This is a genomic window from Scandinavium lactucae, from assembly GCF_033843265.1.
Taxonomy (GTDB): Bacteria; Pseudomonadota; Gammaproteobacteria; order Enterobacterales; family Enterobacteriaceae; genus Scandinavium; species Scandinavium lactucae.
On sequence record NZ_JAWXRD010000038.1, the window covers coordinates 22,007 to 45,138 of the forward strand.

General features: G+C 51.7%; 21 protein-coding genes. 11 read left to right on the forward strand and 10 right to left on the reverse strand.

The window, feature by feature from the left end; genetic code table 11:
* Positions 1–145: 145 nt before the first annotated feature.
* Complete coding sequence (ldtB, locus tag SIK69_RS16695) at positions 146–1,066, forward strand: L,D-transpeptidase LdtB (protein ID WP_319629364.1); 921 nt, start codon at positions 146–148, stop codon at positions 1,064–1,066.
* A gap of 82 nt (positions 1,067–1,148) precedes the next feature.
* Here ldtB and SIK69_RS16700 read toward each other — a convergent pair whose 3' ends face one another.
* From SIK69_RS16700 to mntR, 9 genes are all read right to left on the reverse strand, one after another.
* Complete coding sequence (locus SIK69_RS16700) at positions 1,149–1,862, reverse strand: GntR family transcriptional regulator (RefSeq protein WP_319629365.1); 714 nt, start codon at positions 1,860–1,862, stop codon at positions 1,149–1,151.
* 14 nt (positions 1,863–1,876) lie between these two features.
* The gene (locus SIK69_RS16705) at positions 1,877–3,196 is read right to left on the reverse strand and encodes a PTS sugar transporter subunit IIC (RefSeq protein WP_319629366.1); all 1,320 of its coding nucleotides are present in this window, start codon (positions 3,194–3,196) and stop codon (positions 1,877–1,879) included.
* Between the two features lie 56 nt (positions 3,197–3,252).
* Positions 3,253–4,629 carry a glycoside hydrolase family 1 protein gene (locus tag SIK69_RS16710; RefSeq protein ID WP_319786600.1) on the reverse strand — a complete coding sequence of 459 codons (1,377 nt, stop codon included), beginning with the start codon at positions 4,627–4,629 and terminating at the stop codon, positions 3,253–3,255.
* A gap of 159 nt (positions 4,630–4,788) precedes the next feature.
* On the reverse strand, positions 4,789–5,826 hold the full coding sequence (locus tag SIK69_RS16715) for an aldo/keto reductase (protein ID WP_319786601.1): 1,038 nt from the start codon (positions 5,824–5,826) through the stop codon (positions 4,789–4,791).
* Between the two features lie 121 nt (positions 5,827–5,947).
* Complete coding sequence (locus SIK69_RS16720; protein WP_319786602.1) at positions 5,948–7,474, reverse strand: efflux transporter outer membrane subunit; 1,527 nt, start codon at positions 7,472–7,474, stop codon at positions 5,948–5,950.
* A gap of 2 nt (positions 7,475–7,476) precedes the next feature.
* A complete protein-coding gene (locus SIK69_RS16725) occupies positions 7,477–9,048 on the reverse strand; it encodes a DHA2 family efflux MFS transporter permease subunit (RefSeq protein ID WP_319629370.1) in 1,572 nt (523 codons plus the stop codon).
* Positions 9,045–10,139: an HlyD family secretion protein gene (locus tag SIK69_RS16730; protein WP_319629371.1), complete on the reverse strand. Its 1,095-nt coding sequence runs from the start codon at positions 10,137–10,139 to the stop codon at positions 9,045–9,047. Before SIK69_RS16730 ends, SIK69_RS16725 begins: the two co-directional genes overlap by 4 nt.
* A 101-nt stretch (positions 10,140–10,240) precedes the next feature.
* Positions 10,241–11,353, reverse strand: a complete 1,113-nt coding sequence (locus SIK69_RS16735; RefSeq protein ID WP_319629372.1) for an anion transporter — start codon at positions 11,351–11,353, stop codon at positions 10,241–10,243.
* Entirely contained in the window at positions 11,350–11,823 is a 474-nt protein-coding gene (gene mntR, locus SIK69_RS16740) for a manganese-binding transcriptional regulator MntR (RefSeq protein WP_319629373.1), read from the reverse strand. Before mntR ends, SIK69_RS16735 begins: the two co-directional genes overlap by 4 nt.
* Positions 11,824–12,006: 183 nt before the next feature.
* Here mntR and mntS point away from each other — a divergent pair, with 183 nt between their 5' ends.
* The 9 genes from mntS (at position 12,007) to SIK69_RS16785 (ending at position 21,272) form a co-directional block, all read left to right on the forward strand.
* Positions 12,007–12,135, forward strand: a complete 129-nt coding sequence (mntS, locus tag SIK69_RS16745; RefSeq protein WP_319629374.1) for a manganase accumulation protein MntS — start codon at positions 12,007–12,009, stop codon at positions 12,133–12,135.
* Positions 12,136–12,404: 269 nt separating this feature from the next.
* On the forward strand, positions 12,405–13,988 hold the full coding sequence (locus SIK69_RS16750; RefSeq protein ID WP_319629375.1) for a phosphoethanolamine transferase: 1,584 nt from the start codon (positions 12,405–12,407) through the stop codon (positions 13,986–13,988).
* Between the two features lie 363 nt (positions 13,989–14,351).
* Positions 14,352–14,918 carry a fimbrial protein gene (locus SIK69_RS16755; RefSeq protein ID WP_319786603.1) on the forward strand — a complete coding sequence of 189 codons (567 nt, stop codon included), beginning with the start codon at positions 14,352–14,354 and terminating at the stop codon, positions 14,916–14,918.
* A 128-nt stretch (positions 14,919–15,046) separates the two neighbouring features.
* Positions 15,047–15,784: a fimbrial chaperone gene (locus SIK69_RS16760; protein WP_319786604.1), complete on the forward strand. Its 738-nt coding sequence runs from the start codon at positions 15,047–15,049 to the stop codon at positions 15,782–15,784.
* Between the two features lie 25 nt (positions 15,785–15,809).
* Positions 15,810–18,425 (forward strand): outer membrane usher protein, encoded by a 2,616-nt coding sequence (locus tag SIK69_RS16765; protein ID WP_319786605.1) that lies wholly within the window; start codon positions 15,810–15,812, stop codon positions 18,423–18,425.
* 33 nt (positions 18,426–18,458) lie between these two features.
* A complete protein-coding gene (locus SIK69_RS16770; protein ID WP_319786606.1) occupies positions 18,459–19,031 on the forward strand; it encodes a fimbrial protein in 573 nt (190 codons plus the stop codon).
* 25 nt (positions 19,032–19,056) lie between these two features.
* Entirely contained in the window at positions 19,057–19,632 is a 576-nt protein-coding gene (locus tag SIK69_RS16775) for a fimbrial protein (protein WP_319786607.1), read from the forward strand.
* 82 nt (positions 19,633–19,714) lie between these two features.
* Positions 19,715–20,242 (forward strand): fimbrial-like protein, encoded by a 528-nt coding sequence (locus SIK69_RS16780; RefSeq protein ID WP_319786608.1) that lies wholly within the window; start codon positions 19,715–19,717, stop codon positions 20,240–20,242.
* A complete protein-coding gene (locus SIK69_RS16785; protein WP_319786609.1) occupies positions 20,235–21,272 on the forward strand; it encodes a fimbrial protein in 1,038 nt (345 codons plus the stop codon). Before SIK69_RS16780 ends, SIK69_RS16785 begins: the two co-directional genes overlap by 8 nt.
* A gap of 68 nt (positions 21,273–21,340) precedes the next feature.
* On the opposite strand, the gene ompX is transcribed toward SIK69_RS16785, so the two are convergent.
* Positions 21,341–21,853 (reverse strand): outer membrane protein OmpX, encoded by a 513-nt coding sequence (gene ompX, locus SIK69_RS16790; RefSeq protein ID WP_319629377.1) that lies wholly within the window; start codon positions 21,851–21,853, stop codon positions 21,341–21,343.
* A 355-nt stretch (positions 21,854–22,208) separates the two neighbouring features.
* Here ompX and rhtA point away from each other — a divergent pair, with 355 nt between their 5' ends.
* Complete coding sequence (gene rhtA, locus SIK69_RS16795) at positions 22,209–23,099, forward strand: threonine/homoserine exporter RhtA (RefSeq protein WP_319786610.1); 891 nt, start codon at positions 22,209–22,211, stop codon at positions 23,097–23,099.
* The last annotated feature ends 33 nt before the right edge of the window (positions 23,100–23,132 follow it).

Consider the following 23,132-nt stretch of genomic DNA (forward strand, 5'->3'; position numbering starts at 1 on the left):
CAGGATGCTATCAGAAGGTGAAAAATAGGTGATTTCATCCACATCTGATTTCCCTGTGGCGCAGAATGCACCTATAATGCGCTCCCATTACGGGTTCCGATTCTCCAACAACTGCTGCCTGCGTGGCACCGATACTTCGCATAAAATGAAAATGAAAATATCTACGCTTTTCGCGGCAGCGCTTGCCGTTATGGGCTTTTGCAATACTGCATCGGCTGTGACCTATCCTCTGCCAACTGACGGTAGCCGTCTGATTGGCCAGAACCAGGTCGTCACCATCCCTGAAGGAAATACGCAGCCGCTCGAGTATTTCGCTGCGCAGTACCAGATGGGCTTATCCAACATGACCGAAGCTAACCCGGGCGTGGACGTTTACCTGCCGAAGGGCGGTACCGTGCTGAACATCCCGCAGCAGCTGATCCTGCCGGACACCGTGCATGAAGGCATCGTGATTAACAGCGCCGAAATGCGTCTGTATTACTACCCGGCGGGCACCAACACCGTTATCGTGTTACCAATCGGTATCGGCCAGTTGGGTAAAGATACCCCGATCAACTGGACCACTAAAGTTGAGCGTAAGAAAGCCGGTCCAACCTGGACGCCAACGGCCAAAATGCATGCAGAATACGTTGCCGCCGGTAACCCGCTGCCAGCCGTTGTTCCGGCGGGCCCGGATAACCCGATGGGTCTGTATGCCCTGTATATTGGCCGTCTGTACGCTATCCACGGCACCAACGCGAACTTCGGTATCGGCCTGCGTGTAAGCCACGGCTGTGTGCGTCTGCGTAACGAGGATATCAAATTCCTGTTCCAGAACGTGCCAGTAGGCACCCGCGTGCAGTTCATTGATGAGCCGGTGAAAGCAACCACTGAGCCAGACGGCAGCCGCTACATTGAAGTTCACAACCCGCTGTCCACCACCGATGCGCAGTTCAACGGCGGTGAAATCGTGCCGATTACGCTGAACAAATCTGTGCAGGCCGTTACCGATCAGGCAGATGTGGACAGCAACGTGGTCGATCAGGCCGTGCAGGATCGTTCCGGGATGCCAGTTCGTCTGAACTGATAGCTGAACGCTGAACACAAAAAAGGCGGGTTCTGAGGAATCCGCCTTTTTTATTGTCGCATGGTTGCCACAACGAAAAGTGTTAGCCGTTATTGACGATAACAATACCGCCGTGATCGTAGCGATAATGGCAGTGGGCATACTCCAGCGGTGTGCCGTCTTCCAGATAAATCACCTGTTCGACTTCCAGCACCGGGTCGCCCGCTTCACACACCAGATGCTGTAGCTCCAGCTCGCCGGGTTTGATGGCCCGCACCACGCGATACGACCCCATAATCTTCAGTCCCAGGGTTTCGACATACTGAAATACTGAACTTTCCAGATGACCTTTATTAAGACCGGGCACCAGATTAACCGGCATGACGGTCGAGTCCAGCGACATCGGTTCACCGTTCAACAGGCGCAGACGAACGAAATCGTATACTGGCGCATCAGCATTGATCAGCAGGGAAGCCTGCTCTTTTTCGTTGGGAAAACGCAGCTCAAACCGCACCACCTGGCTGCTGACCGTACCCAGGTGCTCCCAGGTTTTGGTCGCGCCGAAGTAATCGCTACCGGGTAAATCCCACTGGGAAAGCTGGAGGAAATTCTTACGCACAAAGGTGCCCTGCCCCTGGCGCGTGTAAATCAGCCCTTCAACAATCAGCTGGCGAATCGCCTGCTGAATGGTCATCCGGCTGGTCTGAAACTCCGCCGCCAGCGCAAACTGGTCGGGCAACGGCGAGCTGGCGGGATACCGCTGACTGATGATCCGCTTCTTAATTTCCCGCGCGATAGTGAGGTATTTCGCCGCCATTGCCCGTTCCTTAGTTATTCGTTTATCCCATTGTTTCTTAAGGCCACTCGCTCGGAAATCTTGAGGAAAGGCAGGTAGAAGAATACACCAAAGACGATGATTATCAACTGAACCACCACCGCCCTCCAGTCCCCGGCGGTGGCCAGCCAGGCGCTGAGGACCGGCGGGGTTGTCCAGGGGATCATCACCACACAGCGCGAGATTAACCCAAGCGTGGTGCAGACCCAGGCAAAGAAGATGCCGATAGCCGGGAGCAGCACGAAGGGGATCATCAGCGGCACGTTGAATACAATTGGCAAACCGAATATCACCGGTTCATTGATGTTAAACAGCCCTGGGGTGATGGCCAGACGCGCCACCTGCTTTGATGCTTTCTGTCGCGAGAACAGGAAGATAGCAATCAGCAGCGAAATCGTGCTGCCGGTGCCGCCGACCATACCAAAGGTCGGAACAAAGATATTGTTGATGATGTGCGGGATAGGCTGCCCCGCGGCATACGCCAGCATGTTCTCGTTGGTGTTAATCAGCAGGAATGGCTCCAGCACCACGCTGTTGACCACCGACTGATGGATCCCCAGCGTAAACAGGAAGTTGCCGAAGCTATAGATAAAAATCGTGCCCGGCAGGCTGGTGTTGATCAGCCGGAGCGGCTGCTGAATCAGGGTGGTGATCAGGTGGATCAAGTCGGTGTGCAGCAGGTTGTTGAGCAACGCCGCGAATACCGCAAACAGCGACAGCGTAATGATCGTCGGCAGTAGCGAAGAAAATGACTGACTCACCGCAGGCGGCACGTTTTCCCCGAGGTTAATTTCGAGGCGTTTGAACTGCGCGATGCGGATAAAAATCTCCGTCGACAGCAGGCCGATGATGACCCCGGCGAAAATCCCGGTGGAACCAATGTTGGCGAAGGTCAGGATGGAGGTCAGACTTACCGCCACCTTCCCACCGACCGGCACCATATCGACCTGCATCGGCATCATTATAATGAAGCTACACAAGGCGATGACGACGGCCGAAACCGGGTTACCGAAGTTTTTGTTACGCGCCAACGACCATGCGATCATCGGCGCTATCAACAGTGCCGCGATATTCAGTGTGCCGTTGATAATCGCCTCCCCCCAGACTTTGAAGCGCACCAGCGTGTCGCCTTCAAAAATCCAGGGGAACACCACGTTGTTCACCAGTACTGCAAGACCTGCCAGAATGAAAATCGGCATGACACCAGCAAACGCGTCGCGCAGCGAACGCAGGTGGACCTGGTTCGCGATACGCGCCGAAAACTCCACGAAGCGATCGGTAAAAGACTGCATATTGGATGTAACGTTATCAGACATGTGCAGAACCCTTTTTTGACTCACTCGTATCCCAGAATCGGCCTGGCAACTGTGCCTTACATCTCTTCGCCGTTACTGCGGATCGCCTGTTTCAACCATGCGTAGCTTTTCTTCGGCACGCGTTTCAAGTCTTTGAGATCGTGGTTTTCGCGGTTGACGTACACCACGCCGTAGCGTTTGCGCATGTCACCCTGCGAGCTGAGAATGTCGATCAGCCCCCAACCGAGGTAGCCAATCACCTCTGCGCCATCTTCAAAAATCGCCTCTTTCATGGCGTTGATATGGTCGCGGTGATAGGCAATGCGGTAATCATCGGCAATCATGTTTTCGCCGTCCCAGGATTCGATGACCCCAATCCCGTTTTCAATCGGGAACACCGGCAGACGCCAGTCGTTGTAGTAGCGGGTGATGATGGTGCGGAAACCCAGCGGATCGATCTGCCAGTTCCACTCAGTGGCTTCCAGATACGGGTTATTTTTGTCGCCGTATTGCAGATAGTAATTCACCGCGCAGCCCTCTGGGATGGGGTCGCTGTCGAGCGTGCGGCTGGCGTAATAACTAAACGCCATGTAATCATTTTTGTTTTGCGCTATTAGCGCCAAATCGTCTTCACGGTAGATATCGTCAAAGCCTTCGCGCTTCACGACCGCCATCACTTCCGGGCTGTAGCCTTCACCTGCATACACGCGCAGCAGGTTTTGATTGAGGAATTCGTCGAACTGCTGAGCGCAGAAAATATCACGTGGTTTGCAGGTCGCCGGGTAAATAAGCTGATGTGCCAGCATACCGCCCATCAGCTTGCCCGGTTTGGTCTGATGCAGATACTGCGTCAGCTGCACGTGTGCCACCATGGTGTGGTGCTGCACTTCATAGAGCTCGCGCAGCGTTTCGTCCCCGCGCAGGTACCCCGAAATACGGAACGCAATCGGCATGTGGAAAATGTTCTGCTCGTTGAAGGTCAGCCAGTACTTCACCTTGTCACCATAGCAGTCGATCATCTTTTTGCCGTAGCGGACGAACGCGTCCATCACCCGGCGATCATTGAAGCCGTTGTACTCCTCGGCCAGCGCCAACGGCATGTCGAAGTGGTACAGGCAGATCATCGGCTCAATGCCGCGGGCAATCAGCGCATCGATAAAGCGATGATAAAAGTCGATACCTTCCTGGTTAAACGCGCCATCACCGGTAGGGCAGATACGGCTCCACGAAATCTGGAAGCGGTAACAGTTCATGCCCAAATCCTGCATTAAATCAAAATCTTCTTCATAGCGATGATAGGAATCTGTGGCCACTTTCCAGTCGGACGCAAATTCGCTCGGCTCGCGAATGTCATACACCGATTTGCCTTTACCGCCCTCGTTCCACGCGCCTTCGGTCTGCATACTGGATACCGAGTTACCCCACAAAAAATCCTTCGGCAGTTTGTTCATCATTGCTCTCCGTCTATATGACTAGTCATTTAAATTTCATGACTAGTCATATAGAACGAAATGACAAATCAGGCAAAAGGGTTGTGCCGTTTTTGTGAGCAGTTTCGAAAAGAAGGCAAAAAAAAGGTGGGCCGAAGCCCACCTGTGAAAAGGAAAGGAGGATCAACCTTTCAGCTGATTACGACGGTATTCGCCCTGACGCTCCAGCATCCAGCCTGGGTATTCGCGCGGCAGCGCACTGACCGCATCCAGCTGTTTCAGCTCGTCTTCGCTAAGGCGAATCTCGGTCGCGGCAATGTTATCCGCCAGCTGATCCGGACGTTTCGCCCCGATGATCACGCTGCTGACCACTGGCTGATGCAGCAACCACGCCAGCGCAATTTGGGCTACCGACACGCCTTTGCTTTCGGCGATAGTGCGCATCACGTCGATGCAATCGAAGCCGCGCTCTTTGTTCACCGGTGGGAAATCAAACTCAAGGCGACGACCGCCCGCTTCGTTCTGGCCGTCGCGGCCATATTTGCCGCTGAGGAAACCGCCCGCCAGCGGGCTCCAGACCATCAGTCCGACCCCTTCGCTTTGCATCATCGGCACCAGCTCCCGCTCCAGATCGCGCCCGGCAATGGTGTAATAGGCCTGCAACGAGGCAAAGCGCGACAGCCCCAGACGGTCAGAAATGCCCAGCGCTTTCATAATTTGCCACGCTGACCAGTTCGACACCCCGATGTAGCGAACGTGTCCGTGCTGTACGAGGTTATCAAGCGCATACAGCGTCTCTTCAATAGGTGTTGCCGGGTCAAAGCCGTGAAGCTGATAGAGATCGATATGATCGAGCTGCATCCGGCGCAGGCTCTCTTTCACGCTGTTGATGATGTGATATCGAGAACTGCCGCGCGAGTTGACGCCCGCAGTGCCGGTTTCGCCGAACGCTTTGGTCGCCACCACGACATTTTCACGCGGCACTTTGAGATTTTTCAGCGCCTGGCCGGTGATTTCCTCGGAGCGCCCATCCGAATAGACGTTGGCCGTATCGATAAAGTTGATGCCCGCATCCAGCGCGCTGCCGACCAGACGTTCCGCGTCCGACTGCTGCAGTTGACCGATTTTGCCCCACATGCCGTCTTCACCGCCGAAGGTCATGGTGCCCAGGCACAGTTCGGAGACAAATAAACCGGTATTGCCTAATTTTTGGTAACGCATAACGTTCTCCTTAGAGGATGTTGTGGGTGAGTGTTGTGTCCTTGTTGTGTACAGTTATAGGCTCACTCATGCGTTTGCGAATGGGGCGATCCTGCCCGTTTCTTGCCCAATCCTCTGAACCTTATCCGCGCGGTGCATCCCCCAATACCGAGTAGTCCGGCAGCTGAACGTTCTGATACGTCTCCCAGCCACCGCCGAGCGCCTTATACAGCGCCACCAGGTCAATTCGGCTTTGTACCTGTGCCTGGGCGTGCTGCTGCTCGGCCTGTGCCAGCTGGCGCTGCGCATCCAGCACATCAATGAATGTCGCCAGCCCCTGTTTATAGCTCGAACTTGCCAGCTCAAAGGCATTTTGCAGCGCATCAATCGTGCGTTGCAGGGCCTGTTCCTGCTTCTGATCGCTGCGATAGCTGACCAGCGAATTCTCCACATCACCGAGCGCGGTCAGCACCGTTTGTCGGTACTGCAACACCTGCGCGCCCTGCTGCGCACGCGCCAGTTTGACGCTCGACACCAGCCGTCCACCCTGGAAAATGGGGATCGATATCTGCGGGCCGACGCTGTAGAAATGGCTGCTCCAGTCGGTGAGCCAGTTGGTCTCGGAGTTGCGTAAACCAAACTGCCCGTTCAGCGTCAGGCTGGGAAACAGTTCCGCCACCGACACGCCGATTTGTGCGGTGGCGGCGTGCAGATTGGCCTCGGCTTGGCGGACATCCGGTCTGCGCCGGGCCAGGGTCGACGGGATCCCGGTTTGCACTACATCCGGCAGTGTCGGCAACGGTTGCGGAGCGCTCAACTCGCCGTCCAGCGCGCCCGGCGGTTTGCCGAGCAGAATCGCCAGGGCATTCATCGCCTGGCGGGCCTGGGCTTCATACTGCGGCAGCTGTGCTTCAAGATTGCCAAGCTGGGCGCGGGCATTTTCGACATCCATCTGCGGTGACAGGCCGCCTTTCTGGCGATTTTCGGTCAGCTCCAGCGTTTCCTGCGCGCTGCTGATTTGGGTATTGATGGTCGCCATGATGCTTTGCGTGCCGCGCAGTTGCAGCCAGGCGCGCGCCACTTCGGCTTCCAGCGACACCAGCGCATCGTTGCGCTGCTCAATTGCCGCCTGCTGCTGCGCCTGCGCCGCTTCCACCTGACGCCGCACTTTGCCCCACAGATCCAGTTCCCATTGGGCGTCAAAACTGCCCTGATACAGATGAATCGGCTCGGTCAGCGGCTGTAATGCCCCTTTCAAATCCGGGTTGATCGTATCAATCTGGTCATACACACCCTGTGATTTCAGTTCGCCTTCAATCCCTAACTGCTGGCGCGTGGCCTGCAAATTGCTATTCACCGACGGGAAAAATGCGCCGTTAGCCTGGTTGAGCTGTTCTCGCGCCCCGGCGATACGCAGGGCGGTTTGTTGCAGGGAGAGATTGCCGATAATCGCCCGGTCGATAAGGCTATTGAGCTCGGCGGATTGAAACGTCGTCCACCATCGGGTATTCACCGCCTGGGTTGCGGTTTGTGAAGCCGCGCCTTTATCGCCCGGATCGTTCCAGTGCGACGGAGTTTTGGGCTGCGGGGACTGATAGTCAGGCCCGACCGAACAGCCTGCCAGCAGCAGCGACAATCCGGTCAGGGCAAAAGGTAAACGTCTGTACATCGTCAGTGTGCTCCTGCGCTGCCTTCACTCTTGATCGGAGAAAGCAGTAAACAGAACGGGATCAGGCAAAGCGCGACCACGCTCAGAATAGTAAAAACATCGACATAGGCCAGGAAACGAGATTGTTCAATCAGCGCTTTATACATTTGTCCGTTGGCCAGACTCAGCGGATCGCCCACTTGAGTGGTGAAATTACGGATAGCCTCCGCCACCTCTTTGAGCGTCAGCTGGAAAGATTCGTTAAGCGGCGTAGCGTTGTAGGCCAGATAGGCGCTGTGGGTTTGCGCCCGCTCAGTGATGGCGGCGGTCGAGAGTGAAATGCCCACCGATCCTGCCACGTTACGAAACATGGTAAACAGCGCTGACGCATCCGCATTCAGGCGGCGCGGGATCGAGATAAACGCGATGGTGGTCAGCGGCACGAACAGGAAGCCAAGCCCTATCGACTGCGCACAGCGGAACAACATCAGCGTTTCAAAATCGATGGAAGGGGTCAGGTTTCGCGACCAGAAAAAGGAGCCTGCAAGTAAGGTGAAGCCAAAGGCAATTATCCAGCGGGTTTGCACCACCGGCATCAGTTTGAGCACCAGCGGAATGGTGAGCACAATCAGTATCGCCCCCGGGGACATCACCAGCCCCGACCAGGTAGCGGTATAGCCTAAATCCTGCTGGGCAAGCTGGGGGATGACCACCGAACTGCCGTAGAGGATCATCGCCATCCCCGCCATCAGCAGACAGGAGACGGCGAAGTTGCGGTCGGCCATACAGCGTAAATCAACCACCGGTTTGCGGGCATACATCAGCCAGTAAATAGCCCCGACGATACCAATCAGCGTCAGCACCGCGAAGGTGATAATGAAGTTGGAATGAAACCAGTCGTCGTCTTCTCCCCGGTCGAGCATCACCTGCAAACAGCCCAGCCCGAGTGCAATCAGCCCGATGCCAGGCCAGTCAATACTGGCTTTACCCTCGGCTTTTTTCTCCCACGGCGGGTCTTCAAGCAGCTGATACACCGCCAGAACCGTCAGAATACCGACCGGAATGTTGATGAAGAACACCCAGCGCCAGGAGTAGCTGTCGGTTATCCAGCCGCCCAACGTCGGGCCCATTACCGGGGCGACGATGATCGCAATCGATGAGAGACCAAACGCTTTACCCCGGTCCTCCGGTTTGAAGTAATCCAGCAGCACCGACTGTTGAGTCGGCTGTAGGCCGCCGCCGAAAAAGCCCTGCATCACGCGAAACAGGATGATTTGCCACAGCTCAGTGGCAATCCCACACAGAAAGGAGCAAATCGTGAACATCACAATGCAGATGATGAAGAACTGTTTGCGCCCGAGCAGGCGGCTTAAGAAGGCGGAAATCGGCAGCACAATCCCATTGGCCACCAGATAGCTGGTTAATACCCACGTCGATTCGTCGTAGCTGGCGGAGAGCGACCCGGCGACGTGCGGCAGCGCCACATTGACGATGGTGGTGTCGAGGATTTCCATAAACACCGCCAGAGTGACAACGATCGCCACCGCCCACGGATTGCTGGCCGGTCGCCAGTTTTCATGGCTGCTGTCAGTCATTCCACCGTCACCTTCGGCTCAACGGATAGGCCCAGCGGCAGCGGATGGTTGGCATCCAGTCCTTTATCAATCACGATTTTGACCGGCACGCGCTGCACAATCTTAACGAAGTTACCGGTAGCGTTTTCCGCCGGGAAGGCCGAGAACTTCGACCCACTGCCCTGCTGAATACTGTCGATATGCCCTTCCAGCTCGATATCGGGCCACGCATCCACGGAGAGGGTCACTTTGTTTCCCGGCTTCATCCGTTCCAGCTGAGATTCCTTGAAGTTGGCGGTCACCCACATATCCGCTGACACCAGCGAAAACAACGCCGTGCCCGCCTGCACCAGGGTGCCGGTCTGGACGTTACGTTTGGTGACGAAGCCGTCGAACGGGGCGCGTACTTCGGTCCAGGAGAGATTCAGTTCGGCGGTTTCCAGCTGCGCTTTGGCCTGATCGACCTGACGCGCCCGTGCTTCGACGTTAGTTTCCTGTTGACGAATTTGCAGTTGAACCTGATCGGCAACTTCCAGCTGTGCCTTCGCACTGGCTAACCCGGCCTGGGCACTGCGCAGTTGTGCATTCGCCGAATCAATATTTTGTTGGGTGGTGGCGCGAGGGTCGACTCCGCGCTGACGACGATACGCCGCTTCGGCATTCGCCAGGTCAGCCTGGGCTTTCAGCACCTGGGCACGCGCCTGGTCACGCTGGGCCGGATACTGCACTTTCGACAGCTCAAGTTGGGCCTGAGCCTGATGCAGTTGCGCCACCGCCAGCCCGAGCTGGGCATTGGCCTGGGCACGCTGAGCGGTATTATCCCGTGGGTCGATAACCACCAGCAGATCGCCCTTTTTCACCCGCTGGTTATCGGTCACTTTCAACTCGGTGACGTAGCCTGCGGCTTTTGGTGCGATGGTGACGACGTTACCATCGGTGAACGCATCGTCGGTGGTTTCTTCGTTGCGGGTCATAAACCACCACACGAAGGCGATGATGACCATCACCACCACCACGATACCGAGGATAATCAACGGCTTTTTGCCGGGTCGCTTGCGCGTTTCTGCGTCATTATTTTGTTCATTTTCGGAGGGGGTATTGGTCTGGGCCATAGCGTCACAACGATCCTTTGAGTTAACGGCGTCACACTTTCGCCGTTAAATAAACTTAGGAGGTTGCTATACATTTGCCAGGAAAACCTGACAAATGAGCATTATCTGACAATGAGCAGCAGACCAAAACCGACGACCGCCGCCCACAGCAGCATCGGGATAGAAAAGAGATGAAAGCGCCACCAGATGCGGCGGTCGTTAGCCATCCGCAGCGCAATCAAATTGGCCAGCGATCCCGGCAGCAGACCAAACCCGCCGACGTTTACCGCCCACGCCAGTAGCATCGTCGGCGGAACATAGTTGATGAGTAGAATGGTCGACGGCACGTTGCTGATAACCTGCGACAGGCCGATAGCCGTCAGCCAGAGTCCAACGTCAGACAAGCCGCCCACGCCGGACAGCGCATGATGCAGCGCCGGGAGTTGGGTCATCAGATGTACGTCAACAAACATCGCCATAAATACCAGCAGCAGCGTCCAGTCAACGCTGAACACCACCCGACGCTCAAGCACCAGGAATCCTGCTGCGAGAACCGCCAGCCCCCACTGTTCCTGATGCAATTCCAGGCTCAGCAAAAAAATCAGATAGAACGCCAGGCAGCTCCACACCAGCTTAGGTTTCCAGTTCGGCGTCTGATCACCGCTCTGAAAATGCAGCGCTTTGGCCGGGAAACAGAAGCAACACAGCAGCAACAGCGTGAGCATCATCACCACTGCCAGTGGAGCCATTTGCCAGCTGAATGACAGGAAGGAAAGCCCGGAGCGTCCCCACAGCAGGATGTTTTGCGGGTTGCCAATCGGCGTCAGCAGCGACCCGGCGTTGACGGCCAGAGCCTCAAAGATAATCAGCCGGTTGACCGGAATGGCGCTCCATTTTTTCAGGGTCAGGGTCAGTGGCACCACGATAAACAGCGCCACGTCGTTAGTCAGAAACGTCGAAAGTACCGCCGCCGCCAGCACCATGAATATCGCCAGCTGGCGTTCGGTGACAAACCGCCGCGCCATCTTCCGGCCCAGCACGTCGAAATAACCGCTCTGCTCCACCCCTTTGGTCAGCAGCATCAGCCCGCTCAGCGTAATAATGGTATGCCAGTCAATGGCCGCGGGCCACGTCGAAGGATGAAAAGGAACCCATAAAGAAAGGACGATCGCAATAAGGAGCAGCAGATGTAAAAAGCGGTCACGCAGAAGCGACCGCAGAAAAGGAAGGTTCATTCAGCGTGCAATCCCGCCTGAAGGGTAAAGTGTCGGAAGCGTTCCAGCGTTTCTTCACTGACATGATGCTCCATGCCTTCGGCATCACGACGGGCAGTATCCTGACTGACGCCAATCGCCAGTAAAAAGTTTTCCACAATCTGATGACGCTCGCGGGTCTCCTGCGCCAGCTTTTCGCCCTCGGGCGTGAGAAATACGCCGCGCCACGGGATCTGCTGAATAAGCCCAACCCCGGCCAGACGTTTTAACATTTTGGCTACCGTAGGCTGTGACACGCCGAGTCGGGCCGCCATGTCTACCTGCCGTGCTTCACCCACTTCGCGGATAAGGTCTGAAATCAGCTCAACATAATCATCAATCAGCTCGCGGCGATGCGCTTCCCGCACCTGACGAAAGCCTTCCACGTGCTCTTCAACATTGACTAATTGCGTCACTTTTTTTATTCCTGGGGTGCCTGTGTGACGGCTCATTCTGCTTCCTCTTCGCGGTGACGCGTCAGTGCATCGGATAAAGGAGCTCTATTGTATAGGATAGTGACCCGAGCACAAAAAATTAACGTTTTAGCCATAGCTAAGTAATATAGCCTGTGCTATATCTGTATGTAATACGAACATCCTTCAGGGAATGAAGGTGTGGAAAGTTCAGGAGGTCCTATGAACGAATTCAAGAGGTGTTTACACGTGTTTAGCCATTCTCCTTTTAAAGTACGCCTGATGCTTCTCAACATGCTGTGCGATATGTTTCACAGCAAACCGCAGCAGGATGACAAACCTTCTCATTAATGCGGCGTCGCGGCACGCCGCTTCATTTTCCTGTCACACTCCCCGGCAATACTGGTCGTTTGGCCGCTATAACCCCTTCTTTTTTCCGGATTTGCAATCGTCCTCGCAAAACAATTTGTTATGAGTAGTTGACGTTAGTATTCATCAAATTTATCTTCTCGCATCCCTGCAGCTTTTGCGCTTCGCTGAACCTCTTCTTCGCGCACTGCCAGGCAGGCTTTACCCTTCGACGCCAGGGGACGCACATGGCGGCTTTTTAATTGTGACCTATGAATGTAACGCTGAAACAAACGCTGGCTGCGCGTGGCCTGGCGCTTAACCCATGGACCGGATTTTACTTTTTACAATCACTGCTTATAAATCTGGCGCTGGGATATCCTTTCAGCCTGCTGTATGCCGTCGCGTTTACCTGCGTCCTGCATGTGCTGTGGCGTGCCGCGCCGCGCACCCAGAAAGTCCTGATCGGCGTTTATTCGCTGGTGGCCGCCTTTTATTATCCGTTTGGTCAGGCTTATGGCGCGCCAAACTTTAATACCCTGCTGGCGCTGCATTCGACCAATGCCGAAGAATCCACAGAAATTCTGACCATCTTCCCGTGGTACAGCTATTTTATTGCGCTATTTATTTTTGCGCTTGGGGTGATAGCGGTTCGCCGTAAGCGGGAGGCTAAACGCACCTGGAGTAAAATCGATTTGTTGTGCCTGCTGTTTTGTATCGGCGTGGCCTTCGTGCGCCCGGTGCAGGAAATTGCCTGGGACGGCGTATTCCGCATTACGAAAATCGGTTATCCGGCGGTGCGCTTTGTACACGACGTGGCCATCAGTAATCAGCAGGTTCTCGATGAGAAAGCGCGTCTGGCACAGTTTGCCCATCTGAAAGACACCTGGACCGTATTAGCAGTAAAACCGAAATATCACACCTACGTGGTGGTGATCGGCGAAAGTGCGCGTCGGGATGCGCTGGGTGCGTTTGGCGGACATTGGGATAACACCCCGTTTGAAAGCAGCGTCAACGGGACCCTGTTTACCGATTACATCTCTGCCAGCGGATCGACGCAGAAATCGCTGGGCATGACCCTTAACCGTGTCGTCGACGGTAAGCCGCAGTATCAGGATAACGTCGTGACGCTGGCTAACCGTGCCGGATTCCAGACCTGGTGGTTCTCAAACCAGGGACAAATCGGTGAATACGACACCGCCATCGCCAGTATCGCCAAACGCGCGGACGAAGCGCATTTCCTCAAGAACGGTGATTTTGAAGCGGATAAAAACACCAAAGATGAAGAGCTGCTGAAGATGACCGCCCAGGTGCTGTCCACCGAGCGCACTCAGCCCCAGCTCATCGTGCTGCACCTGATGGGATCGCATCCGCAGGCCTGCGATCGAACCCAGGGTAAATATGCCAATTTCGTGACGTCGAAAGAGACCTCCTGCTATCTGCAAACCATGACCGACACTGACCAGCTGCTGAGCAAACTCTACGATCAGCTGCGCAATTCTGGGGACAGTTTCTCACTGGTTTACTTCTCCGACCACGGTCTGGCCTTTAAGGAGCGCGGAAAGTCGGTGCAGTATCTGGCGCATGATGACAAGTTCCAGCAGAACTTCCAGGTGCCGTTCCTGGTGCTGTCCAGCGATGACAAAACCCATCGGGTGATAAAGGCGCGCCGCTCAGCGAACGATTTCCTCTCGTTCTTCTCACAGTGGACCGGTATTCAGGCGCAAGAGATTGCCACGCCATACCGCTTTATCTCTAACCAGAAGGCCGGTCAGGTTTACGTCACCAACTTCCAGCTCCAGAAAGTCGATTACAACCACCTGGGCACCGACATATTTGACACCGGCACGCACTAACTTCAGAACGTTAATTGCAGGCAAAGTAACCCACTTCCTGACGAATACCCCGCCATCGCGGGGTAGTATTCTACCCAATATATCCTCCTTAAAATCATCTATAAAAAATCACTCCCCTCTTCTTCATTTCGCCTATATTTCCACCTGTCACTTCAGAAACATCCAAAAAAACATAAATAATAATGATCAATCAACAGCGAATGATAATTCTCAATGATCAATTAGAACTTAATAACTAATTCACATGCATCAATGGGTGTCACCACGCTATATTTTATTAAGATTCTTTAAGCCGTGTTTAAGTTTTTTAAATTAAGCAGGGAATCTACTAGATATATAATTTTTTTATAAGGGATGATAAACATGAAATTTAAAATTAGCGCGTTATTACTGGCCATGAGTGCACTATCGGCGAATGCAGCAACCGACCTGGGTCTCATTACATTTGATGGCGCGGTTTCCGATACAACCTGTAAGGTCACCACCAATAATGGTCTGGATGCACATAACGTCACTATTTCTATGCCGGTGGTAACAAAAAGCGCAGTCATTGATGGCACCGCAGCAACGAAAGAATTTGAGCTGAAACTATCAGAATGTGATACCACGCTAACCAAAGCAGCCATCTCATTCACCTCTCAACAGTTCGCCGAACTGTCAACCGGCACTTTAAAGCCTGACACCACCGTCTCGGGTGCGGCTGAAAACGTGAATATTGCCCTGTTTAATAATGGTAATGGCACGACCGATCAGGTAAAAATTGGCGACCCGGCAGATGCTTCGCAAGAACTTGACCTGAGCGCAACCAACGGCGGCGTATTTGCTTACGTCGCCAAATATGTTCCAAGTGCTGATATGGATGCCACCAGCAACCCAATCATCGCGGGTAAAGTCAATACCAACGCGACCTTCACAATGACCTACGAATAATATTTAGCATTACATTAATTCGGCATGTCGGAAACGGCATGCCATCTATATCCAGAGAATCATAATGTAATCGCTTGATGCGAACTTCATGAACAACCATACCCTTTAAATAACAGTTAATTTAAAATATGCGAATTAAACATTATAATAATTTTGTTCCGGTCGTTGGATTACTCGCAAGTCTGTTGATGGCTCCGGCCTCACAGGCTGATATTGTTATTTCAGGTACCCGTGTCATTTATCCTGCCGGGCAAAAAAGTGTCACCGTAAAACTTGAAAATCGCGGCGGGAAACCTTTACTGGTTCAGTCCTGGATTGACGATGGACGTGAAAACACCAATCCACAAGAACTCAATATTCCTTTTTTAGTGACACCACCCGTATCCCGGATCGATCCGTCTAAAGGACAGACCATAAAAGTCACCTACTTGGGGACTGCACTCCCGCAGGATAAAGAAAGTATGTTCTGGTTCAACGTACTTGAAGTACCACCTAAAGCGAATGGCGCTGACGATCAAAATATTCTTCAGTTGGCTTTTCGTACCCGTATCAAGCTTTTTTATCGTCCTGCGGGATTAAAGGGAAATCCATCTGAGGCAGCAAAAACACTGGTCTGGAAAGCGAAAACGACGGGTCAAAATCTCTTTGTTGATGTTAAAAACCCCTCCCCTTTTCATGTCTCTTTTAGCGATGCATTTCTTGTTAATGGCAAGGCCAAATACGAGATCGAAACGGTGATGCTTAAACCCGGTGAGAGCCAGTCATTCAAAGTGAAAGGCCTGGCGGTAGCCCCTGCTGGAGCGAAAGTGGAATACAGCATCATCAATGATTTCGGTGGTGCCTCGAAGGACGAAGCCAGCCTGTAAAAGCGAACGACTAAAGACACGCCTCATGAAATGGAAATCCAACAACGTGAAAGCATCAGATAACCGCTACCCGGTACTCCTGCTAAGTTGCGTCCTCCTTCCCATGCATATCAGTGCGGCGGAAAAAGAGGTCTCGGCCAGCGCACCTGAAGTTGTGGAGTTCAACGAACAATTTTTGTTTAACGCCGGTAATGGCAGGCAGATCAACGTCGACCGTTTCACCAAAGGTAATCCCGTTTTACCCGGTGTTTATAATGTCAATGTCTACATCAACGACCGTCAAGAATATAACGGCGAGATCCTGTTTAAGGATAACGGTAGTGAAATCGCGACACCCTGTATCACACATAAGCTGCTAATGCAGTTGAAACTAGAAAATAACGAGAATACTGAAACATCCGTCGAACCGGCAGATGAGACGGCTTGTTATGATCCCGCAACGCTGTTTCCAGGGGCTCAGTTGCGCTTTGACAGCGCAGAACAACGGCTGGATATCACATTGCCGCAGATTTATGCCTCAAGAATGCCACGGGATTACATCGATCCGAGTTTATGGGATAGCGGGATTAACGCGGCGATGTTCTCCTGGGATATCAACGCCTACAGTGCAAAAAGCAACGGTGATACATCGCAAAGCCTGTATGCCGGTCTTAACTCCGGCTTCAACCTGGGTGCCTGGCAGTTTCGCTCACGTGGCGCGGCACATTGGTCGAATGAGGAAAGTGGTGATTACGACCACCAGGAGCTGTTCGTGCAGCGCGATATCCCGGTCATAAAATCGCAATGGGTGGTGGGTGATACCTATACCAGTGGCGATACGTTTGACTCAATCAGCCTGCGAGGGATGCGCTTATACAGTGACGACCGTATGAAACCAGCGTCGACGACAGGTTATGCCCCTGTGATTCGGGGTGTAGCAAACAGTAATGCCAAGGTCACCATTCGTCAGAATGACAACATAATTTATGAAAATACCGTTCCGCCAGGACCTTTTGCGATTACAGATTTGAATCCGACCGGCTACGGAACCGATTTGGATGTCACTGTAGAAGAGTCTGATGGAAGCAGAACCCATTTTTCTGTGCCCTTCTCTTCCGTCACCCAGTTATTACGCCCGGGAGATGCCCGCTGGGAGTTTGGCATAGGTCAACTCAATGAAGACTCCAGCGGGGGAGATACACGCGTTATTACCGCAACTGGCTACTATGGCTTGAATAACATTTTCACCGGTTATTCTGGTTTTGAATTCACAGATACTGACTATTACGCAGGCTTAGCAGGTATCGCTATGAATACTTCCATCGGGGCATTTGCCTTTGATGTAACGCATTCGCACGCCGAATTCGACAGCGAAGGCACGTTTGAAGGGCAAAGTTATCGCCTGACGTACAGTAAACTTCTGGAACTGACTGATACGTCCTTAAATGTGGCAGCCTACCGCTTCTCAACCCAAAATTACTACAGTCTTCGCGATGCGGCACAGCTGCAAGAGACTATTCGGGAGCCTGATAACGATAACAATGAATCTCCCATGCAAAGTTTTGAGCACGAAAAAAATGAGATCCAAATTAATATTAACCAACCCTTGCGCATCAACGAAGAAGATTTTGGTTCTGTGTATTTGACAGGTAGCTGGCAAAACTATTGGAACAGTTCTAAAACAACCTCTCAATATTCATTAGGTTACAGTCATTCACTCGGCTGGGCGAGTTATAATATATCAGTCCAGCGCGCCTACAATGAATGGGGAGAAGAAGACGATCGTGCTTATGTAAGCCTAAGTTTACCGTTAGACAGACTGCTCGGACATGAAAGAAGTCAGGGCGGGTTCAACATGCTGAATACGTCGGCAAGTACCGACTTTAAAGGCAATAACCAAACGGATATGTCGATAAGTGGTAATAGCGCGGATAACCGATACAGCTACAGTGTGAATACCTCTTTATCACAATCAGATACCGACGATCTCCAGCAGATTGGTGGATATGCAACCTATAACAGCCCGTGGGGTCCATTTAGCGGTTCAGTATCCGTAAATAACGATAATGGTCAGCAATATTCTCTCGGAAACAGTGGCGGTGTTGTTCTGCATAGTGGCGGCTTAACGCTGACACCTGGCAATCTGGGGGTCAACAGCACCATTGCCCTGGTTCAGGCAAAAGGTGCCAAAGGAACAAAAATGAGTAATGGCGAAGGCCAGATTGATAATAATGGTTACGCGGTTATCCCCTGGCTTTCGCCCTATCATGAAAACAGTATTGGTCTGAATATTGATACGCTTGAAAATGATATTGAAATAGAAAATACCAGCAGTACCGCTATTCCGCGTGATGGTGCCGTTATACTGGTTAATTTCGCCACGGATGAAGGTCAATCGGTATTACTGGAACTGAATCGTTCTGATAAGGGATTTATTCCGCTTGGCGCAGATGTCTATGACCATAAAAATAACCTGGTGGGGAGCGTAGGCCAGGCTGGCAGAGCATGGGTGAGAGGAATTAATCAGAGCGGGACATTGAGTGTACGTTGGGGTCGTGCCGCAAACGAACAGTGCGCAGTAAATTATCAGATCCCATCACAGCCGCAGACTATTGCTAAATCAATCCTGCTACAAAATCAGCAATGCCATATTAATCATTAAAATATTCACCAGTAAATAAATCAGGATTTCATTATGATAAAAAAACATTATTTTATTACATTAGCCTCGCTTTTAGGTTGTGCAAATGTGTCTTTATCCTTTGCCCAAAGTCTCGATGTGAAATTCACGGCCAGCATTCGTGAGACTACCTGTGACATGCGGATCACTGGCGGCACGGGGAATGTGGACAATTATACTATTTCTATTGGCAATGGCGGGAAAACGTCCCTCGATAAAATTATTTCAGCTGATGCGAGTACCAGTAAGCCTTTTACACTTGATATTGTTACGTGTCCTACAAGTATTAGTCGTTTGAAGACCACCATCAGTGGTACACCTTCACACTATCTTAACACTGCACTAATCAATAACTTATCCGGGACAGAGGCATCATCATTTGTTGGGGCAACTATTTCCCGTAGTAATGGCGGTAATGCCTTTGTCATTAACTCAACAAACGATCCGGACCGGATTGTATGGACCAGTGCTGAAATTAATAGTAAGCGTGTTTCGTTAGTGGCCAAACTCGTTCCGACATACGGTAGCACAAAAGTTACCCCAGGTGCTTTTAGCACTACAGCGACCTTTAACTTTACCTATGAATAATCATCCTCGGACCAGGAGAAAAAAGATGAGTAAACAATTACCCCAATCACTGTTTATGGGTTTAGGCGCTTTAATGTTAACAGTCTCGCCCTCCCTGTTTGCCATTGACGGTACTCAAAGTCTACAGGCAACCCTGACGTCGACGATTGAAGCGGGCACCTGTAACGCCCAGATTAAAGATAAGAATGGTGCTCCCGCCTCAACAATCAGTTTTGGGGATGTTTTTAAATCTGACTTAGAACGTAAAACACGCATGGAGAATTTCCAGTTGTCCTTCAGCGAATGTTCCGGGGTGCATGGTGCTCTGGTGAGTACACAAATTGCAGCGAGTTGCTCGGGTACCAGCGGCACCGGGAACTCTTATCCTAACGCAGGTGGAACATCCGCCGCGACAGCCGTTGAAATATGGAACGGACAACCCAACTCCGGTACGGAATTTAATTGTAATGCCCGCACGACTGCCCAGGATATTGCGATTTCAGGCGACAGTAAAGATCTCAATATGAGTGCCAGAATGGTTATAGCTAGCGGGAAGACACTCAATGATGTTAGTGCCGGAACATTCCAGGCTCCCGTTACCTTTGTTGTCACCTATCGATAGGGTAATAAATATGCTTTTCCATCAGCGTTGTAGATTAAGACTACCGTATCTATTCGGCTTCTTGTTGTCAGGAACATTCCCCTTGATCTGCAATGCTGATATGGATGTTAATATCACCGCCAACATTATTAATAATACCTGCTACATATCAATTGATAATAATGGAAATATCCATATGCCGATTGTCAGCCTGAGTTACTTTAACGATCGGGGTAAACCACCCTCGCCACTATTGCCGACAGACGCTGCATCAGGCACCCCTTTTAACATTCGTGTAGAAGACTGTGAAGACTGGAGTTCCAGTCCAGCCAACCGGCTACATTTCACGTTCCAGCCACGTACCGGTGCTTTTCCAGCAAGCTCTCGTCAAATATTCATTAATGAAAGCAGTAACGGTGCAAAAAATGTCGGTGTGGTCATTTTTTCCGCTGCAACCAATACCAATGTTTTGAGCAGTGACGGCATGTCAGATGTCATCTATGACGTAGAAGAGAAAACCCGGTCGCAATATCTAACAAATTATCAGTTCTATGTCCGCTATCAAAATTATGGCCCTGCATCAGCAGGGACAGTAACCTCAAGTGTATTAGTGAGCGTAGTTTATGATTAGTTATATCACCCTAAAATCAACAGTCCTGACAATTTTATTATTATCTTTATTTACGTTATCTTTTAATGCATCTGCTGCGAGAGATTGTGAATTCTCAGGGTCTTTAGATCCATCAATTAGTGTTACTGACTCTACCCCAATCAGTTTTTTTAGCAAGACAAGTTCAGCAGTAGTATTAAAAAAATGGACCTATACAATGAATATCTGGACATATTGCCAGGCAGGTAATGATGGTAATGACTTGTACTCGAAACATAATGCCAATATCCATCCTACTCAACAATTTAATAGCTTAGGATTATTTGAAACAAATTTACCGGGAATATATTATTCTATAGAAATGGCTACAACCACCGGTAGCGCCAATAGCGCCTTCTATATATACAGTGAAGAAACGAAGTGGTCTATTGAGGAAAGTCAGGTCAAAGATAAACGATGGAATATCATCATCACACTTTACCAAAGACCAGAATATGATGGTATTCCTGCTGGCGTAACGAGTATTCGTCTAAAGCAAACGGGGTATGTGGGTTATTTCCGGATAGGTGGAACGCAGCACTTCGCTGTTGATGTCACCATGGCCAACATGGATATTCCTGTCGTGGTGCCGACCTGTACGTCTCTGGTCTCATCCGTGGGTTCAGGATCCGTCAACCTTGGGAGCGACTATGAAATTGACGATATCAAAAACAATAAAACCAATCAGGTTGACTTCACCCTTACCGCATCCCAGTGCTCAAACGTTCTCAGATATAAAACCAAGCTGACGGCAAATAACGCGTACAAAGGATTGTTGACGAATAATTCAACAGAATCACTTCGTGCCGGCGGAGTGGGGGTAAAGATATGGGCACCTAATGGCGCTCAACTACTGGCCAACGATAGCCAATCGATTTACACCGAAGCCCCAGCAACCATGCAAGGGTCGAAGACGTTCAACTACAAGGCCCAGCTCGTGAGCAGTAGTAACGGGGAAGTCACATCTGGCGATTTCAAAGCGACAGGCACATTCTCTATGAGCTATGAATAGCTCAACGGGGCACTTGTGGGCAAAAAAAATCCGCCACAAGGGCGGATTTTTCATCATCACCGAAGTGATTAGAAACGGTAACCTACACCCGCGATCCAGGTGCCAACGTCAACGTTACGAATACGAGACTGCTCGTAAGAGAAGTCCAGAGCAACGTTTTCGATTGGGTTGAACTGCAGACCCGCGCCGTAAGAGAAACCGTAGTCGCTCATGTCAGATTTGCTAGCTGGGAAGTCGTTTGCCTGGAATTTACCGTAGCCAACACCGACAACACCGTAGATGCTTGCCCAATCGTTGATGCGGTAAGCTGGACCAGCAGTCAGACCGTAGTACTGAGCTTTGTTATAGGTATTGCTTTCGTTGTGATTCTTCTCGGTATAAGTGAAAGAACCAATCCAGCCGAGTGGGTTGTTATCCTGCTCGTAACGGTATTTCAGGTTGAAACCACCTGCTTTGTTGGCTTCGCCCTGCATGTCGCTCTGAGCGTAACCGCCAGTCACGGTAGAAGTAGCAGCTACAGCAGTACCTGCGGTTGCAGCCAGTACAATGGCCAATGCTGAAAGACGTGCAATTTTATTCATAACCACCTCAAATGTGCTTCAAGTAATTCCGTAAGTTTTAAATATATCAAAATTTAGTAAGAAACTCTTTGCGATTCGCGTTGTCTAAGGGGGTCAAACATGTAACTAAACGTTTCCAGCGTTGACACTCCCTGTTGAAAATCAGCAGGTTCCTCACAGATTTTGCCATTATTGCGCTCATCCGATGGCGCATTCATCCAGATTATTCTTAAACTGGTAGTGTTTTTACCTGCTAAGTGAACTTTATTGTAAGACGCCTTTCAACGTTTTTTTTCAACAATCCCTAAACCAAAAAGGGGTAATTCATTTACACTGCCTGTTTTACTTCCTTTGACAAAAGCTGACAGGAGAAAGGATGCCAGGGTTGTCACGTAAGGTCCCGGTATGGCTGCCGATACTCGTCATTTTGATTGCCATGTGTTCGATTCAGAGTGGCGCTGCGCTGGCTAAATCGCTCTTTCCTCTGGTCGGTGCACCTGGGGTTACCGCGCTTCGCCTGACGTTAGGCACGTTGATTCTGGTATGCATCTTCAAGCCCTGGCGTCTGCGCTTCACCCGAGAACAACGCCTGCCGCTGCTGTTTTACGGCTTGTCGCTCGGGGCGATGAACTATTTGTTCTATCTCTCTATCCAACGCATTCCGCTGGGTGTGGCCGTGGCACTCGAATTTACCGGGCCACTGGCCGTGGCGCTGTTTGGTTCCCGCCGTGCGGTGGATTTTGTGTGGGTGGTACTGGCGGTACTCGGCCTGTGGTTTTTACTGCCATTAGGACAAAGTATAGCGCACGTCGATTTAACCGGAGCTGCTTTGGCGCTGGGGGCCGGGGCCTTTTGGGCAGTTTACATTCTCACCGGACAGCGTGCCGGGGAAGAACACGGCCCGGCAACGGTGGCGATGGGTTCACTGATTGCTGCCGTGGTGTTCGTCCCCATCGGCGCATTCCAGGCCGGTGCCGTCCTGTGGCAGTGGTCAATTTTACCCTTAGGTTTGGGCATCGCCATCTTATCTACGGCCCTCCCCTACTCACTGGAAATGATTGCCCTGACCCGGATGCCGACCCGCACCTTTGGCACGCTAATGAGCATGGAACCGGCGCTGGCGGCGGTATCCGGCATGATTTTCCTCGGTGAAACCCTGACCGGCACCCAGAGTCTCGCCCTGCTGGCGATCATGGCCGCGTCGATGGGCTCGACGTTGACCATGCGAGGCGAAGCTAAAATAGAGAAAATCAATATTAAAGAGTAGCGTTACGCCGCAGGGGTAAATGGCTCTGCGGTT